Source organism: Pseudomonas sp. LBUM1660 (assembly GCF_059695935.1).
In genome coordinates, this window is the sequence record NZ_CP166795.1 from 5,342,652 (window position 1) to 5,360,000 (window position 17,349).

Annotated in this window: 13 protein-coding genes and 2 rRNA genes (1 of these 15 cut by a window edge); 7 read left to right on the forward strand and 8 right to left on the reverse strand. The window is 58.5% G+C overall.

Annotated features, from left to right (window positions below; all coding sequences use genetic code 11):
• Positions 1–2: 2 nt before the first annotated feature.
• The 3 genes from ACA068_RS24775 to ACA068_RS24785 all read left to right on the forward strand — a co-directional run bounded on the left by ACA068_RS24775 (position 3) and on the right by ACA068_RS24785 (position 3,644).
• Positions 3–1,694, forward strand: coding sequence for a J domain-containing protein (locus ACA068_RS24775; protein WP_497305449.1), 1,692 nt, complete (start codon positions 3–5; stop codon positions 1,692–1,694).
• A gap of 74 nt (positions 1,695–1,768) precedes the next feature.
• Complete coding sequence (locus ACA068_RS24780) at positions 1,769–2,941, forward strand: hypothetical protein (protein ID WP_497305451.1); 1,173 nt, start codon at positions 1,769–1,771, stop codon at positions 2,939–2,941.
• A gap of 178 nt (positions 2,942–3,119) precedes the next feature.
• Complete coding sequence (locus tag ACA068_RS24785; RefSeq protein WP_497305452.1) at positions 3,120–3,644, forward strand: SET domain-containing protein-lysine N-methyltransferase; 525 nt, start codon at positions 3,120–3,122, stop codon at positions 3,642–3,644.
• 6 nt (positions 3,645–3,650) lie between these two features.
• On the opposite strand, the gene can is transcribed toward ACA068_RS24785, so the two are convergent.
• Complete coding sequence (gene can / locus ACA068_RS24790; protein ID WP_497305454.1) at positions 3,651–4,295, reverse strand: carbonate dehydratase; 645 nt, start codon at positions 4,293–4,295, stop codon at positions 3,651–3,653.
• A 141-nt stretch (positions 4,296–4,436) separates the two neighbouring features.
• Here can and ACA068_RS24795 point away from each other — a divergent pair, with 141 nt between their 5' ends.
• Positions 4,437–4,841, forward strand: a complete 405-nt coding sequence (locus ACA068_RS24795; RefSeq protein ID WP_497305455.1) for a serine kinase/phosphatase — start codon at positions 4,437–4,439, stop codon at positions 4,839–4,841.
• A gap of 112 nt (positions 4,842–4,953) precedes the next feature.
• Here ACA068_RS24795 and rimI read toward each other — a convergent pair whose 3' ends face one another.
• Entirely contained in the window at positions 4,954–5,406 is a 453-nt protein-coding gene (gene rimI, locus ACA068_RS24800; protein ID WP_497305457.1) for a ribosomal protein S18-alanine N-acetyltransferase, read from the reverse strand.
• The gene (locus ACA068_RS24805; RefSeq protein WP_497310661.1) at positions 5,399–6,160 is read right to left on the reverse strand and encodes an energy transducer TonB; all 762 of its coding nucleotides are present in this window, start codon (positions 6,158–6,160) and stop codon (positions 5,399–5,401) included. The genes rimI and ACA068_RS24805 overlap by 8 nt, the downstream gene beginning before the upstream one ends.
• 219 nt (positions 6,161–6,379) lie before the next feature.
• Here ACA068_RS24805 and mksB point away from each other — a divergent pair, with 219 nt between their 5' ends.
• The 3 genes from mksB to mksF are packed head-to-tail and all read left to right on the forward strand — an operon-like array spanning position 6,380 to position 11,185.
• The gene (mksB, locus tag ACA068_RS24810; protein ID WP_497305459.1) at positions 6,380–7,657 is read left to right on the forward strand and encodes an Mks condensin complex protein MksB; all 1,278 of its coding nucleotides are present in this window, start codon (positions 6,380–6,382) and stop codon (positions 7,655–7,657) included.
• Entirely contained in the window at positions 7,647–8,348 is a 702-nt protein-coding gene (gene mksE, locus ACA068_RS24815) for an Mks condensin complex protein MksE (RefSeq protein WP_347805955.1), read from the forward strand. The genes mksB and mksE overlap by 11 nt, the downstream gene beginning before the upstream one ends.
• Entirely contained in the window at positions 8,345–11,185 is a 2,841-nt protein-coding gene (mksF, locus tag ACA068_RS24820; RefSeq protein WP_497305461.1) for an Mks condensin complex protein MksF, read from the forward strand. Before mksE ends, mksF begins: the two co-directional genes overlap by 4 nt.
• Before the next feature lie 209 nt (positions 11,186–11,394).
• Here the strand turns inward: mksF and ACA068_RS24825 are convergent, their stop codons facing one another.
• The 5 genes from ACA068_RS24825 to ACA068_RS24845 all read right to left on the reverse strand — a co-directional run.
• Positions 11,395–13,698, reverse strand: a complete 2,304-nt coding sequence (locus ACA068_RS24825; RefSeq protein ID WP_497305463.1) for a PqiB family protein — start codon at positions 13,696–13,698, stop codon at positions 11,395–11,397.
• On the reverse strand, positions 13,691–14,314 hold the full coding sequence (locus ACA068_RS24830; RefSeq protein ID WP_010458355.1) for a paraquat-inducible protein A: 624 nt from the start codon (positions 14,312–14,314) through the stop codon (positions 13,691–13,693). The genes ACA068_RS24825 and ACA068_RS24830 overlap by 8 nt, the downstream gene beginning before the upstream one ends.
• A complete protein-coding gene (locus ACA068_RS24835) occupies positions 14,301–14,960 on the reverse strand; it encodes a paraquat-inducible protein A (RefSeq protein ID WP_497305465.1) in 660 nt (219 codons plus the stop codon). The genes ACA068_RS24830 and ACA068_RS24835 overlap by 14 nt, the downstream gene beginning before the upstream one ends.
• A gap of 150 nt (positions 14,961–15,110) precedes the next feature.
• Positions 15,111–15,226: ribosomal RNA gene (gene rrf, locus ACA068_RS24840) — 5S ribosomal RNA — on the reverse strand.
• Positions 15,227–15,399: 173 nt separating this feature from the next.
• A 23S ribosomal RNA gene (locus ACA068_RS24845) occupies positions 15,400–17,349 on the reverse strand (it continues 942 nt past the right edge of the window).

The following is a 17,349-nucleotide window of genomic DNA, read 5'->3' on the forward strand; positions in this document are numbered from 1 at the left end:
ACATGGATTGCTGGTCTGTGCTGGAACTGCCCGAAGACGCTGATGCGCGCACCATCAAGCGAAGCTATGCGCGGCTGCTGAAAACCTTCCGGCCCGATGAAGATCCCGAAGGCTTTCAACGCTTGCGCGAAGCCTATGAGCGAGCGCTGGATGTTGTGCAATGGCGGGCCGAATATGCCGCCGAAGAACCTGAAGTCGCGACGGTCGAAGTCGGCGAACAGCCAAATCATGCCAACCTCCAGGCGTGGTCCGATGTGCTCGAGCTGCGTCCGCTGAGCCTTGAAAGTCCGGGCCCTCTTCGCTCGCTGAACCTTGCACCATCCGATCCCGCGCCCCTGCACGAACCGGTCATCACGCAGGACGAGCTGGCAGCGCGCACATTGCTCGATGGGCTCTCTGAGCAAAATCTGACCGAACGCTGGACGCAAGCGCAACAACAGCACTGCGCCCAAGCGTTTGAGAGATTGCTGCTGGCGTTGTGCTTCGATCACCCGGGCTTGCGCAATTCGATTGCCACCTGGGCGGTCCAGCACCTCGATTGGCTCGCGCCCTGGCAAAACGTCGAGATGACCGATTGGCAGCGAGACGCTCTCGCCAGTGGTTTGCTGCAGGATTATCGGCAGGCGTTGCAGGAGTTGCTCGAAGCCGGCAAGGAGCGGGAATTCCTGACGCAGCTCAAAAGTTACGCCGCACAACCCTGGCTGCAGGTGTTCGATCGACGCCAGGAGTGGCAGCGAATCCTTCTGCAATTGTTCAACGACACCCAATGGAGCCTGCCGCTGTTCGACCACGTCGGTCAGGTGTTTGGCTGGGACGATAAAAAAGGCATTCATCCTGAACCAGCGTCGCTCTGGCAGGCACTGATCGAGCGCTGTAATCAGGAAAGCTTCTACGCAAGCCTGCAAGTCAAGGCACAAGACAACCGGACCTGGCTGCCCGCCGATGTTCAGGCTGCGCATCTGCTGATGAACCCGATGAAGCCCGGGCAACAGAAGAAAATGGTCGACGGCTTTGGCCAGAACGAATGGCAGGCCTGCCATGACCTTGCGCAAACCCTTAAGTGGCGTTACCCAGAACTGCGTTTGCGGTTGCCCCACGCCGATGTTTTCCACTGGCGACGTTTCCTGCCGCGCCCCATTGCCGCCGAAACCTGGGTGCAAGTCTGGGCGGGTATCGCACTGGCGCTGTTTTTGTTTTATTTCCCGACCGAGTACAAATCCAAAGGCTTCAGCATCAGCATCCCGATGATATTCATCCCGTTGGTATTCGCCTGCGCGCCGGTCTGGTTTTTCCGATCAACCATGAGCTGGTGGGTGCCGTACACCGCGCATTTCATTGTCCAGGACCTGTGGCTGACCGAAGGCCTGGTCCCCCGACACTGGAACCCGGATACCCGCTGGCTGGTGATCCGACATGGTGCTCCGCAAGCCGTCCTCACGCTGCTGTTCGGGCTTCTGTTGGGTTGGCCGGGCATGGCGACTTATGTCGGTTTTATGCTAATCGGACTCTTGCACAAGCGCCGTATCGGTCAGCTTGATCCTGAACTGGCTGCTCGGCGTCCATGGTTGACCGCGCTGCATTGGGCGCACTTCAGTCCGTTGCAGTTAGTGTTTTTGCTGGTGATGGTCGGCGTCATCTTCGTGTGCCGGATGTATTTCCCGGAGTATCACCTGACTCATTTGATGTTCAGGTGAGCGATTGCCGGCCGATCTGCTTAAGTAACTATCGCCCGCGATCAACGCGGACCCACGCTGAAAAGGATCTGAGCATGTTCAAACTGACAGGACTTACCCTCGCGGCCCTCACCCTAAGCGCCGCCGCCCACGCCAATGTCGATCTGAAACTGGGCAGCACCGAACGCGTCACGCGGCTGTTCGCCTACCCCAACAACTGCAACGTAGTTTGCTTCCGCAACTGGACGCTTGAGCAGACCGTCGAGCACTACCTGACCCAAAGCGTGCAGCGCGATGGCTACAGCTCCGCGAAAGTGCGGGTCAAGACCGATAACGATCAGCTCTACGCCGACATCAGCGGTGTGCCGAAGGGTTACGAAAAACCCCTGGCCGCGCTGCTCAATGCCGGTGATCTGGCCTACACCGGCGCCAAAAAGCTCAACGTAGATGGCAAGTGGGCTTACAGCTGGTATTTGTTCCTGCCGCTGGGCATGGCCCTGGAAAACCGCAAGAGCGTCGAGCTGCTGCATTTCCCGCCGGATTACTCCCTGACGCAAGCCCAGGATTACCTGCGCTCCGCCACCACGGATCGCTGGGCCACGCTGCTGACCGACAACGGTATCCCCGCCGATCAGACGCCGGGCTACCAGACCATCATCGATATCGCACCGATTGCGGCGCCGGCCAGTGCGGGCAAGGATCTGGAAGGCGTCTACGACTACTTCAAGGACTACCAGACCACCATGGTCAAAGAGGTCAGCCAGAACGCTCGCGGTGCCGCATTGCCGATGGTCGCGTTCGGCGCTCCGGTGCGTAACTGGATCAAGCAGCAATATGGTCCGACCGTGAATGTGCTCGGTCTGGCCACGATCAGCCCGAGCGAGGGAGTGAAAGTGCCGGTGCTGGGTTCCAACCACCCGAGTTACATCTGGTACGCCGCCAACCCGGAGAGCTACACCGGCGACGATGCTCAGGCCAAGGCCGACGCCGCGGGGCTTAAAGTCATGGGCCAGGACTTGAGCGCCGCCTGCTGGCAGGCCGGTATGGGCAGCAAACCCGGGACCGACCCGACCGTTCAACTGAAAGGTTGTACCCAGACGTGGCAGGTGACCCAGAAAGAAAAAACCTGCGAGCTGTTCTACACCTCAATCCGCAACCTGACGCCTGAACAAGCCGTGGCCAAGTGCGCGACGACGCCGATCCAGGCGCAACTCAAACAGCTGCAAGCCCCGGCGCCTGAGACTGCGGCCCCTGTACCAGCGCTGTAATCGCCCTTGCACGTTTGCGCGTGAGTGAAGGCTTACGCGCAAAAGCGCACTTCCCTCCTGTCAGTTCTGACAGTAGACCTGTCGTTTAATTTGCGAGATCTTGAGGTAAACCTCTGTGTTGCAGGGCTGACAGGACGTCAGTTTGGGAAGTCGCAACGCGCTGCCGACAAGGATCGTTATGAAACCTCATTCCCTGCACGGGACCGTTGCGCAACCTCCCGATGGAATCTATCCCTTCCCGGAGCTACCGCTGGGCCTTGGATTTCCCTCCCGGGACGATTTCGAGATTATCTACAACGCCAGTGGATTGGCGGTGGCTATCGTAGCCCTGCGCGAATTTCCACGGATCAGCCGAATCTGCCGCGTGTCGGGGCATCTCCTGCCTTATCGCCATCCACATACCCGGCAACTGGCGCCTGGTATCCACGTCTACGACCCACACTTCAGCGGTCTGCTCAGTCACTCTTGTGACCCCAATGTCTTTTTCGACATGAGCGAGCTGTGGTTGTGGGCACTGAAGGATATTAAGAAAGGCGACACCCTGACGATGGATTACGCCACGACCGAAGACAAACTGCTGCGCCAGTTCGCCTGTCAGTGCGGGTCCCGGGAGTGTCGCGGCTGGATCTGCGGCTACGAAGAATCGCCGAACGCCGACGGCCAGTTGTATTTCCACCACTGGCGTCGGCGCAGTCTCTGTTAAACCGTTTTACAGCGTCTCGACCGGACGCAGTCGGTACTGCGGCGGCAATTGCTCAAAGCCGCTGATGGTCGTGTTCAGGCTTTTCCAGCGGCCATCCTTGATGCCGTAAATGCAACCGTGGATCGACAGGTTCTGCCCGCGATGCCATGCGTTTTGCACAATGCTGGTATGGCCGACGTTGGCCACTTGCTGGATCACGTTGAGCTCGCAGAGACGGTCTACCTGTTCTTCTTCGGTCGGCAACTCGGCCAGTTCTTCGCGCTTTTCGTAATAGAGGTCACGAATCGAGCGCAGCCAGCCGTCGATCAGGCCCAACTGGCGATCCTGCATCGAAGCCCGTACACCGCCGCAGCCGTAGTGGCCCGTGACGAGGATGTGTTTGACCTTGAGCACGTCGACCGCGTACTGAATCACCGACAGGCAGTTGAGGTCGGTGTGCAGCACCACGTTGGCCACGTTGCGGTGGACGAACAGGTCGCCGGGCAGCATGCCGACGATCTCGTTGGCCGGCACACGGGCGTCGGAACAGCCAATCCACAAGTATTCCGGCGTCTGTTGGCGAGCCAGCTTGGAGAAGAAGTCCGGATCTTCCTGTTTGATCGCCTCGGCCCAGCGTTCGTTGTTATCAATCAGATCTTGTAATTCGTTCATGCTGTAAAGCCTCAAGAATGATGCGCTGGTTTGACAGACAACCGCCCGTCGGGGTCACGCGCTTGATGCAAGTATTGCCGGTGGAATTCTCAGGAGTTCAGCGGGTCCACCGTAGTAAGGCCCACAGTATGAGGAATTGCCATGACTGATTCACGACGTCCGTTCGATGCGACGCAGCCCGAGCCCATCGACGACAACGAAGACCGCATGGGTTCGATGCATGAACTGGATTTCGACGAGGACGAACCCAGCGCGAAAATCGGCGACGAACTGTCGGAAACCGAGCGCGAACGGCTGATGCCTCGGGAGCGTGTGCGTGAAGCGGGCATGACGGGGGCCTCGACCGATGACCATGAGTCTACCGATGATGACATGAGTCCGGAAACGTTGATCCGTGAAGACGGTGCGCGGGATGCCCATGAGGCCGGTGAAGGCAATCAGGCGGATTGGGATTTGAGCATTGTCGATGAAGACGATATTGGCGGGGGGAATGGGCTGGATGAAGAGGAACTGGCGCGGCGGGATCCGATGGATGGTAATCGTTGATCGTTGATGTCAGTCAGGACGCCTTCGCGGGCAAGCCTCGCTCCTACAGGATTGGTGTCGTACCCACTAATCCCGTAGGAGCGAGGCTTGCCCGCGAAGCTTTTAAAAAGGCTCAATCGACGAGGGTACAGGCCATGACCACGGCATCTTCCCGCCCGCCAACGGCCGGATAATAATCCCGTCGCCGCCCGATCTCGTTAAACCCATACCGCTCATACAACTTGAACGCCCCACGGTTACTGTCGCGCACTTCCAGGAAACATTCCCGCGCCTTGGCGTCATACGCCCGGGACATCAAATGCTCCAGCAGCGTCAAACCCAGGCCACGGCCCTGATTCTCCGGCTTGACGGTGATGTTCAGCAGATGCGCTTCATCCAGAATGATCTGCACCACGCCGTGACCGACCTGTTGCTGACCTTCGAACATCAGCCAGATCTGGTACTTGCCCAGCCCATCCTGAAAAATCCCGCGGGTCCATGGGTGGCTATACGCCGCGTATTCGATTTTCAGTACAGCGTCGAGGTCCGCCTCGGTCATCGGGCGAAACGATACAGCGTCACTCATTCGATTCTTTCCAGCGCGCCATCAGCCGACGCATGGCTTGCCAGACATCAGCCTTACGCTGTGGCTCTTCCATTAATAATTCCAGGCCCGGCAGGGCCCAGACCGAGCCCAGGCCTTCGACCTGGAGTTCACGGTTGAAGGATTCGGCGTTCGCTTCACCGGCAAAACGCACCGCTGGCAGACCGATCAGCCACACGCAGACGCACGGAGCGTCTTCCAGCCGGGCCGAGAGGAAACCTTGCACAAAATCCCGAGCGGCTTCCGGCCCCTGGTCCATGGTGCCCCGGGCCAGCAGCGGCCAGCGGACCGGCTCGCCGATGATCTGCGGGGCGTCAGGCAGACCGGCGGCGCGCAGCATATCTTTGAGCAAAAGATAGGCTGGATCGCGGGTCTGGAACGGTTCGCCTGTGGGTAACTCGACCAACAGCAGGCAACGACCGGCGCGCAACAATTGCAGGGAAAAACGCGGTGGCGGCACTTGGACTGCCTTGGCGACGACCGGTGCGGCCTCTTCTTCGACCTTGGCGTTCGTGCGGGTGCTGGCCAATGAGGGGCGCGGCACCTCGATCTTGACTCGCTCCGTCGGCGCCACCATCGGCGCAGCCGCTACGTTGGCGGCAGGCGCAGGCGCAGGTGTGGACGCCGCTACCACCGGCGCGGCGGCGACCAACGGCTCCGGCATCGCCAGCAGCTCGGGACGCGAGGGCGCGGCAAAGGGCAATTCGGTGCGCGGCAGCCAGTTGACCACCTGCATGGCGGTCAAATAGGCGCGGCGACGGGACTCGATAAGCAAAGGTCGGCCACTTGTGGATAACTAAAGTGCGCTGATTCTACCGCCCTTCGCTCAAGATCGCCCGCGCTTGATCGATACTCTTTCCCTTAGAAACAGCTACAGCCCGTCCCGAGAGTGAATCGCATCGGCCCCGATGCAGTACAATCGCGGCTTTTAATCGCCAACCAGCCGGCCATTCCGATGATCGAACCCAAGCGCGTCTTGCGCGCCCTCGCTGAACACTGGGCACTTCTGGAGCCACTGTGCGAGCACTTCGACCAAGGCACATTGAGCCTCAACGAACTGCGTTCACAGTTGGCCGCCCAGCAACTCGACAGTACGCCGCAGGACATCACCAGCCTGCTGGACGTGTGGATCCGCCTCGACATTCTGGTTCCCGTGGCGAAAAGCCCGAACCGTTTCGAGCTCAATGCGCAGATCCACGACTTCCTCGCTTACCTGCGCCGTGAGCACCGTCTGGGCCTGTGCCTGGAGATCGAAGCCTATCTGCGCCACCTCGAACGCCTTGCCGGTTACATCCAGGACGCCTTCGACATCCGCGACGGCCACGACCTGGCGCGTCAATTGCGCCTGCTCGACATGCGTGTGCGCGATGTACTGAAGAAGCTCGCGAACGACGAACAGGCCCTGGTGGCCGTCGCCGAACGCGCCAAAACCAGCGACCGGCAAATCCCGCTGCGTCAGCGTTACGCCGAAGTGCTGGCGACCTGGGACGAATACGTCGAGCCGATGATTCAGTTGGTGAACGCCGACGGCGCCTTCGAGCAAGGCGTGCGCAAGGTCGAAAACGTCCTGCTGAAGATGCTCACCGAACAGCAGCGCCTCGGCCATCTGGTCGATGACGACATGCTGCTGCGCACCCACGCGCGCATCCTCGAAATGCAGACCAGCGCCCAGCTGACCCTGCGCCACGCCCGCGAATTGTTGCTGCCGCTGCGTGAAGAAGCGCGCCGCCACAACGCCGTGACCCGTGGCGCGGCGCTGGCCTTGTCGGCCATCCGTCGCAAAGGCATCGATGCGGTGCCACAAGCCGCGATGCCGATGTTCACCCGACCGCAAAGCACCTTCCTCGGCAGCGCCAGTCAGGTTGAAGCCTACGTGTATGCGCTGGCGCGTTTCGAGCCAAAACCGGCGCGCTTCCCCAAGGCCCACAAGACCCAGAAAGGCGAAGCCCCGCGCGCGCCGCGCACCGTTCGCGAAATGCTCGAGCGCTGCGAAGACGCCCTGCCAATGCCGGATCTGATGACCTGGCTGCTGGAGCAAGAACCGGACGGCGCCACCGACGAATTGCTTTATTGGTTCTCGCGCCTGTCGCGGGAAAAACGCTTCAAACGCGAGCGTCTGGAACGTCGCGATTACCACACTCACGAGCACCAGGTCAGCCTGCGCTCCTTCGCCCTGCTCTCGGCCGGCGACAGCGCCGCCGAGAATTCTGCGAGCACTCCACATGCATCTTGATCTATCCGAACTGTCCCAACTGGCGCCGATCTTTCGCGAGCTGTTCAAGGGTTACCACGTCAGCCGCCGCGACCCGGAGCTGTACGCGCAACTGTCGAACTTCCAGGACCAGTACCGCACGCTATTCAGGGCGCTGGGCTATGAGTTGGTCTGCGACACCCGTGGTTTCTACTACTTCGTGCCGGATCTGGCCGCTGCGGCAGTGAACAAGACCGCACAACGCCTGGCGCTGTTTACCTTCATCCTCGTCGAGCATCTGGCCGACCAGGGCCGCGATCCGGTCGCGGTGCTCGATGGTGGCAGCCTCGGCCGCGATGAATTGCCATCGCTGCTGGAGAAATACCGCGACTTGTTTATCCAGGCCGAAGTGCAGACCGTCGAAGAACTCGAAGAAAAAATCATGCGCCGCATGACCCAACTCGGTTTCGCCGGCGAAGAAAATGGCATCTACCGTTTCCTGCCGCCGATGCACCGCTTCCTCGATGTCTGCCTGTCGGTTCAACAAGACCGCGACCTGGCAGCCAGCCTGCACAGCGTGTTGCCGTTGCCGGTTCCAGTGCTGATCGATGACGACAGCGACGAAAAACTTTTGGAAACCGATGACCCGCTCGATCTGAGCGACTTCGCTGAAGAAAGCGAAGAAGACGCCATGGCCCGTGCCATCGCCGAAGAACAGGAGACCGACGCATGAGCAAGGAACGCTACGGCATTCGCCGCTTTGCCCTTTTGAACACCGCCGGTTACAGCCTGGGCCTGTTTCCGCTGGAAGAACCGTTGTCGGTCTACGGCGCGAACAACCTCGGTAAATCCGCGTCGATCAACGCCTTGCAGTTCCCGATTCTGGCTCGCATGTCGGACATGAGTTTCGGCAAATACAGCCTGGAACAATCCCGTCGTTTCTATTTCGCCTCGGACACCAGTTACATTCTGGTCGAAGTCTCGCTGCCTCACGGTCCGCATGTGATCGGTGTGGTCGGTCGCGGCCCGGGCGGTGGATTTGGTCACCAGTTCTTTGCCTATGCCGGCAAACTGGACCTGGCCCATTACCAGAAGAACGACACCTGCCTGCGGCAGAAAGAGCTGTTCACCAACCTTGAGCGCGAAGGCCTGAAAGCCTACGAGCTCAAGCCGGATGAACTGCGCCGCTTGCTGGTCGGCGGTCACACTTCGATTCCGCTGGACCTGACGCTGATCCCGCTGCGCTCCACCAGCGAGCAGAGCCTGAAGACTTTCCGCGCGCTGTTCATCAACCTGCTGCACATGCGCGAAATCACCGCGGCCAAGCTCAAGCAATTGTTCCTCGATGCCTTCGAACACAGCCTGCGTTCCGGCAGTGTCGATTACATCGCCGCGTGCGAAGAAGCGTTCCGCGATGTACGCCGCATGGAGCAGGACTACAACTCGCTGGTCACTGCCGGCCCATTGGTTGAGGCGCTCGCAGCCGGCGTAACCCAGCGCAATATCCTGCGCGGCAAATTGCACCGCATTTCGCCGCTGCTCGACTCCCTGCTCGGCACTTGGTCGGACTACGCCAGTGCGCGCAAGGAAGAGCTGACGATTCAGGCCGAGCACTACCGCAACGAGCAGGACGCCCTGCAAAACGATCAGCGCGGCGGCACTCAGGAATTGATGCGCCTGGAGCGGGAGATCACCGGCATCCAGCGCTGGCTCGGCGAACTGTCCGCGCTGAAGAATCGCTTCGCTTTGGTCGATGACGTCAAAGTGCTGGAGCAGCAACTGCTCGCGGCCAAGGACGCGCACGATGAACTGGCCGGTGCATTGGCCCAGTCGCGACAGTTCTCGGCCGAAGACCTTGAAGAACGTCTGCGGGACCTGGAAAAACGCCTTAAATCGGTGAAGCAGCAACTCGATCACGCCGACAACAACAGCTACGCCCGTCTGCGCGAAGAGTTCTCGCAGCAGGACGTCGAGCGCCTGATGCGCCTGTTCAACAGCGCGCTGTTCAGCCTGCCGCTGGGTGAGCACGGGATTACGCTGGACGAGGACGGTCAGTGGGTCAAATCCCTGGAGCTGATCCTCGACGGCTTCAAAGGTGAGCGTTTTGAAGTGCCGGGGCTGGCCATCGACATCTCGCACATCGAGCCGCCCGCCCTGCAAGCCCTGGCTGACCGCGCCGCGTTGCGTGATCAGAAAGAGCGACTGGAGAAAGAGCTCAAGCAACTGAAAACCCAGGCTGCCGTGGTCGCTGACCGCGCGGCGAGCAAGACCCAGACCGAAGCGCTGTACCAGCAAGTGCTGGATGCGCAGAAAGCCCTGGAAGATTTCCGTCGCGCGCAAACCTTGAGCGCCGAGGAAGGCGACAAGCTGGAGCAACTGGCGCAGATGGAAGCGGCGCAGGACGAATTGAAGCGTTCGAGCGATGCCTTCACCGAGCGCGTCCAGCAACTGTCGGCCAAGCTGCAACTGGTCGGCCGGCAGATCGGCGACATGGAAGCCAAGCAACGCACCCTCGACGACGCCTTGCGCCGCCGTCAGCTGTTGCCCGCAGACCTGCCGTTCGGTACGCCGTTCATGGACCCGATCGACGATTCAATGGACAACCTGTTGCCACTGCTCAACGACTATCAGGACAGCTGGCAGGGTTTGCAGCGCAGCGATGGCCAGATCGAGGCGCTTTACGCGCAAGTCCGTCTCAAGGGCGTGGCCAAGTTCGACAGCGAAGACGATATGGAGCGTCGCCTGCAACTGCTGATCAACGCTTACGCACACCGCACCGAAGAAGCGCTGACCCTCGGCAAGGCGCGTCGTGCAGCGGTGACCGACATCGCTCGGACCCTGCGCAACATCCGCAGCGACTACGACAGCCTTGAGCACCAATTGGCGCTGTTCAACCGCGAGATCAACAAGCGTCAGGTGTCCAACCTGCAGAGCTTCCGCATCGTGCTCGCGCCGAACAAGGAAGCGCTCAAGCACATCGACCAGATCATCCACAGCGCCGGCCAGTACGAAGAAGGCGAAACCCTCTCCGTGTTCGACCTGAGCCAAAGCGCCGATCAGGACAACAAGAACGAAGAAGCCAAGGAGTATCTGGCGCGGTTGGTGGCGGCGAACCACAACCAGCTCGGCCTCAAGGACTTGTTCGAACTGGCCTTCGAGATCACCAAGGTCAATGGTCAACCGGTTATCCACACCGACATCGACGGCGCAGCCTCCAACGGCACCACAATGACCATCAAGGCGCTGACCAACATGTACTTGTTGCTGCACTTGATGGACCGCGACCAGGCCGGACGCGTGCGCCTGCCGTACTACCTCGACGAAGCGGCAGACATCGACGAGAAGAACCAGGCAGCGTTGCTGGAAACCAGCCTGCAACTGGGTTTCGTGCCGATCCTGGCGAGTGTGAAGCCGCAGGTCTGCGCCAGTGTGGCGATTGACCTGGAAGGTGGCAGCGGGCCGAACGGAATCTACATTGATGAGGCGGACTGGAAGTACATTCGTCGCCATGATGAGGTGAAGGCTGTGGTTAGCGTTGAAGCGGATGAGCCGGAGCTGGATGCGGTCTGATTTTGCGTTAAATCGAAGGCGATAAAAAAGGCCGCGATCCAATGGATTGCGGCCTTTTTCATTGTGTGGGATTTGTAGTGAACTTCAGCGCCTCTTCGCGGGCAAGCCCGCTCCCACAGTGATCGCTGTTGTACACAACATCTGTGTTTAACACACAACCCTGTGGGAGCGGGCTTGCTCGCGAAGGCGTCATCCCTGACGCCGATGGACTATTTGCCGAGTGAAATCTTCGGCGCCCAGGTCAGCCATTCATCTTCAAACTTGTCGAACAGCGGGAAGGTTTGCTCAGGCCGCGCCGGACTGCCCATGCGATCACCCTCCGGCGTGGCGAAGGCGATGCCGCCCTGAATCAGCGTTTCCAACGATTCAGTACGGACCGTCGCACCTTTGAACAAGCCGTAGTCGAACCCGAAACCACTGGTGTTCCAGAAACGCGTGCCGCTGCGTACCAACGGCGCGTACTTCGGCTCGATCAGAATGTGCACCAACACACGGTCAGCGGTCTGACCCAATTCATAGCCTGTCACTTTGCCCACGGTGACCTCGCGGTACGTCACTGGCACACCGGTTTTCAGTGAACCACGGCGAGCGGCGCTCAGGACCAGACTCAAGCCGGCCTCTTGTTTGGCCGACTCCGGTGGCGTGGTCAGGGCGACGAAATTCTTCTGGGGGCCGAGGTTCTTCGCTGCCGGCTGCACTTCGATGTATTGGCCAGTTACCAGCGTTTCCAGGTTGGAGGTCTTGATCAGGCCCAGCTCAGGCTTGACCACCCAGAACTGCGTGCCGACCCTGGCAATACGCTCCGGCACTTCGGTGATTCGGGCGGTGAGCATCACCGATTGCAGGTCATCGCTCAGGTCGACATCTTCGATCTTGCCGACATCCAGGCCTTTGAATCTCACGGGAGTACCGCTGCGCAAGCCATCGGCACGATCGACCTTGATCGTGACCACGGTGCCTTTCTGATTGGCCTCTTCATGGTTGGCGAACAGGCGGAAACGTGGAATGCGCTTCTGCAACGGCGCCTTGGCTTCCGGGGTTTCGAAGGCAATGCCGCCAGCCATCAGGCTTTGCAGCGACTCGCTTTTGACCTGGATTCCGCCGGTCAAGCCGCCCGTGAGCGTGATGCCGCTGGCATTCCAGAAGCGTGTCGAGGCATTGACCAGACCTTCGTATTCTTTCTCGATGTGCACACCAATCACCAATTGCTTTTTGGTGCGTGAGAACTGATAACTTTGGACCGAACCGACCTTGACCTGCTTGTAGAGAATCGGGCTGCCGACCTCCAGTGAGCCGAGGTTTTCGGTGAACAGCACCAGGTGCAGTCCGGGTGCACGCAAGTCGAGCGGTGGTGGCTTCGGCCGTGCCACAAACTCGCGCTGCGGTGCGGCGCCCTTGTCTCCTGGACGCACGGCGATGTAGTTGCCTTTGACCAACGCTTCGAGACCGGTGATACCGGCCAGCGAAATCGACGGTTTGACCACCCAGAACTGGGTGCCTTCAACCAGATAGTCTTCAGCCAGAGGGTCGAGGGTCAATTCGGCGGTGGCACTGGATAGATCTGGATCGATCTTGAGCGCTTTCAGATTGCCGACCTGAATGCCTTTATACATAACCGGTGTGCGACCGGCCTGCATTCCTTCGAAGTCGCTGAGTTTGACCTTGACCCGAATACCGGCGGCGGCGGCATCGAAATCTTCGTAGAGACGGAATGGCAGACTCGGATCGGTGGGCGGGCTGTCCTTGCGGTTCTCCGGCGTGGCGAAGGCAATACCGCCGGCAACAATGCTGGCCAGAGACTCGCTGCGCACTTTTACACCGGACAGGTTGGCGTCGATGCTGATGCCGCTGGCGTTCCAGAAACGTGTGTGTTTGCGCACCAGATTGGCGTAGGTAGGCTCAATGAACACTTTGAGCTCGACTGTGCTTTGGTCTTCCGACAGCAAGTAGCTTTTGACCTGGCCGACCTTGATCTGCTTGTAGAACACCGGGCTGCCGCGATTCAGTGAGCCGAGACGATCAGCCTTGATGGTGAGGTGCAGACCGGGCTGAGAGTCCGAGAGAGGTGGCTCTTCAGCCAGAGCCTTGAACTTGCGGGTAGGCTCGCCCTCGCCGGGGCTGATGGCCACGTAGTTGCCGGACACCAGCGTTTCCAGTCCGGTGATACCGGCCAGCGTCACGCTCGGCTTGACCAGCCAGAAACGGGTGCTGGTCCTGAGGTATTGCTCCACGTCCTTATTCATCTCCACGGTGGCGATCACCCCCTTGGAGCTGCCTTCGTCATCGAGTTTAAGGGTTTTCACCTTGCCGACTGACATGCCCTTGTAGACGACTTCAGTCTTGTTGGCCTGAATACCTTCACCGCTTTCGAAACGCACCTGTATCTCGATACCGGTTTCGCTGTAGGCACGCCAGCCGAGCCAGCCGCCAATGATCAGAGCGATCAGGGGCAGCACCCAGATGGCAGACCAGTTCGAGGCCGGTCGGGTTTTAGCTATAGGCAAATCAGTCATGGTCGTCGTCCGACTCCGTGTTATCCCAAATCAGTCGGGGATCGAAAGTAACTGCGGCAAGCATCGTGAGAATCACCACACTGGCGAAAGCGATGGCGCCAAGATTGGCTTCGACGCTGGCAAGCCGTCCAAAATTCACAACCGCCACGAGGATGGCGATTACAAAGATGTCCAGCATCGACCAGCGGCCGATGAACTCGATAAAGCGGTACATCCAGATTCGTTGGCGTGCCGAGAGTGGCTGGCGGCGTTGTACTGAAAACAGCAACAGCGCGATGCCCACCAGCTTGAACGTGGGTACCAGAATACTGGCGATAAAAACCACGGCAGCGATGGGAATCATTCCATGCTGAACCAGCTGGATAACGCCCGACATGATGGTACTGGGATCGCCCTGCCCTAATGAGCTGACAGTCATGATCGGCAGCACGTTGGCCGGAATGTAGAGAATCGCTGCGGTGACCAGCAGTGCCCAGGTCCGCATGACACTGTTCGGGCGGCGGGCGTGCACCAGCGCACCGCAACGGGTGCAGGTTTGCTCGTCGGTGTCGGCTTCCTGCTTGTTCAATTCATGGCATTCGGTGCAAATCAGAATGCCTGCATCAATCGCCCGCATGGGCATCCTCTCCTGACAAAGCCTGCCAGATCTGATGAGGCGACATCACAACCTCAAGCCAGACCTGGACCAACAACAAACTGATAAAGCACGCCAAACCAAGACCTACGGTAATGGCTGCCATATCTGCCAGTTTTACGATCGCCACCAGTACGCCCATGAGGTAAACCTCGAGCATCCCCCAGTCCCTTAGATGGTGATAAATACGGTAGAGCAGCAAACCGTAGCTGCGTCCGATATCAAACCGGATGCTCAACAGCACGGCCAATTGGCAGAGCAGCTTGAGCAAGGGGATTCCCATGCTGCACAGGAACACAATCACCGAGACGCCTTGCATGCCGGTATCGAACAGACCGACAACGCCGGTCCAGACAGTGTCTTGCGACGATTGCCCGAGTAGATTGAGCTGCATGATGGGTAAAAAGTTCGCCGGGATATACAACAACAGCGCGGCGATGACCAACGCGAGACTGCGCTGCACCACGTTGTGCCGATGGGCGTAGAGCTCGTAACCGCATCGCGGGCACAGGGCTTTCTCGCCATGGGCGAGCTCGGACTTGCGCATCAGCAAGTCACACTCATGGCACGCCACCAAGTCGTCCAGCGGTAATTCTGACAGCCCGGGGGCGTCAACCGGATCTGGCATAAAGGCTCTGGCCTCCGAAAAAGTTGGACCTATTCTAGTGTCATGAGTCGAAAATAACTGTGCAAAATTGTGTTGTGATCGGAGGAGTACTTTCCTGCGAACAAAACAAAACCCCTACCTGCATACGCAGATAGGGGTTTCGGAATTTAATCTTGACGATGACCTACTCTCACATGGGGAAACCCCACACTACCATCGGCGATGCATCGTTTCACTGCTGAGTTCGGGATGGGATCAGGTGGTTCCAATGCTCTATGGTCGTCAAGAAATTCGGTAGCCAGGTCGTTCTCCTTACGGATTACGCTCCAGCGAATGGGTATGTGATAGATCTCGGTGTTTTGTGAGTTTTTCGAACTTTCGGTTCGTTTCGTCTTCACACACCGCAATCTGGTGCTCTTTCGCTTTTCAGCTCAAAGCTTGCAAATTGCTTGGGTGTTATATGGTCAAGCCTCACGGGCAATTAGTATTGGTTAGCTCAACGCCTCACAGCGCTTACACACCCAACCTATCAACGTCGTAGTCTTCGACGGCCCTTCAGGGGACTCAAGGTCCCAGTGAGATCTCATCTTGAGGCTAGTTTCCCGCTTAGATGCTTTCAGCGGTTATCTATTCCGAACATAGCTACCCGGCAATGCCACTGGCGTGACAACCGGAACACCAGAGGTTCGTCCACTCCGGTCCTCTCGTACTAGGAGCAGCCCCTCTCAAATCTCAAACGTCCACGGCAGATAGGGACCGAACTGTCTCACGACGTTCTAAACCCAGCTCGCGTACCACTTTAAATGGCGAACAGCCATACCCTTGGGACCGGCTTCAGCCCCAGGATGTGATGAGCCGACATCGAGGTGCCAAACACCGCCGTCGATATGAACTCTTGGGCGGTATCAGCCTGTTATCCCCGGAGTACCTTTTATCCGTTGAGCGATGGCCCTTCCATACAGAACCACCGGATCACTAAGACCTACTTTCGTACCTGCTCGACGTGTCTGTCTCGCAGTCAAGCGCGCTTTTGCCTTTATACTCTACGACCGATTTCCGACCGGTCTGAGCGCACCTTCGTACTCCTCCGTTACTCTTTAGGAGGAGACCGCCCCAGTCAAACTACCCACCATACACTGTCCTCGATCCGGATAACGGACCTGAGTTAGAACCTCAAAGTTGCCAGGGTGGTATTTCAAGGTTGGCTCCACGCGAACTGGCGTCCACGCTTCAAAGCCTCCCACCTATCCTACACAAGCAAATTCAAAGTCCAGTGCAAAGCTATAGTAAAGGTTCACGGGGTCTTTCCGTCTAGCCGCGGATACACTGCATCTTCACAGCGATTTCAATTTCACTGAGTCTCGGGTGGAGACAGCGCCGCCATCGTTACGCCATTCGTGCAGGTCGGAACTTACCCGACAAGGAATTTCGCTACCTTAGGACCGTTATAGTTACGGCCGCCGTTTACCGGGGCTTCGATCAAGAGCTTCGCGTTAGCTAACCCCATCAATTAACCTTCCGGCACCGGGCAGGCGTCACACCCTATACGTCCACTTTCGTGTTTGCAGAGTGCTGTGTTTTTAATAAACAGTCGCAGCGGCCTGGTATCTTCGACCGGCATGAGCTTACGGAGCAAGTCCTTCACCCTCACCGGCGCACCTTCTCCCGAAGTTACGGTGCCATTTTGCCTAGTTCCTTCACCCGAGTTCTCTCAAGCGCCTTGGTATTCTCTACCCAACCACCTGTGTCGGTTTGGGGTACGGTTCCTGGTTACCTGAAGCTTAGAAGCTTTTCTTGGAAGCATGGCATCAACCACTTCGTGTTCTAAAAGAACACTCGTCATCAGCTCTCGGCCTTAGAATCCCGGATTTACCTAAGATTCCAGCCTACCACCTTAAACTTGGACAACCAACGCCAAGCTGGCCTAGCCTTCTCCGTCCCTCCATCGCAATAACCAGAAGTACAGGAATATTAACCTGTTTTCCATCGACTACGCTTTTCAGCCTCGCCTTAGGGACCGACTAACCCTGCGTCGATTAACGTTGCGCAGGAAACCTTGGTCTTTCGGCGTGGGTGTTTTTCACACCCATTGTCGTTACTCATGTCAGCATTCGCACTTCTGATACCTCCAGCAAGCTTCTCAACTCACCTTCACAGGCTTACAGAACGCTCCTCTACCGCATCACCTAAGTGATACCCGTAGCTTCGGTGTATGGTTTGAGCCCCGTTACATCTTCCGCGCAGGCCGACTCGACTAGTGAGCTATTACGCTTTCTTTAAAGGGTGGCTGCTTCTAAGCCAACCTCCTAGCTGTCTAAGCCTTCCCACATCGTTTCCCACTTAACCATAACTTTGGGACCTTAGCTGACGGTCTGGGTTGTTTCCCTTTTCACGACGGACGTTAGCACCC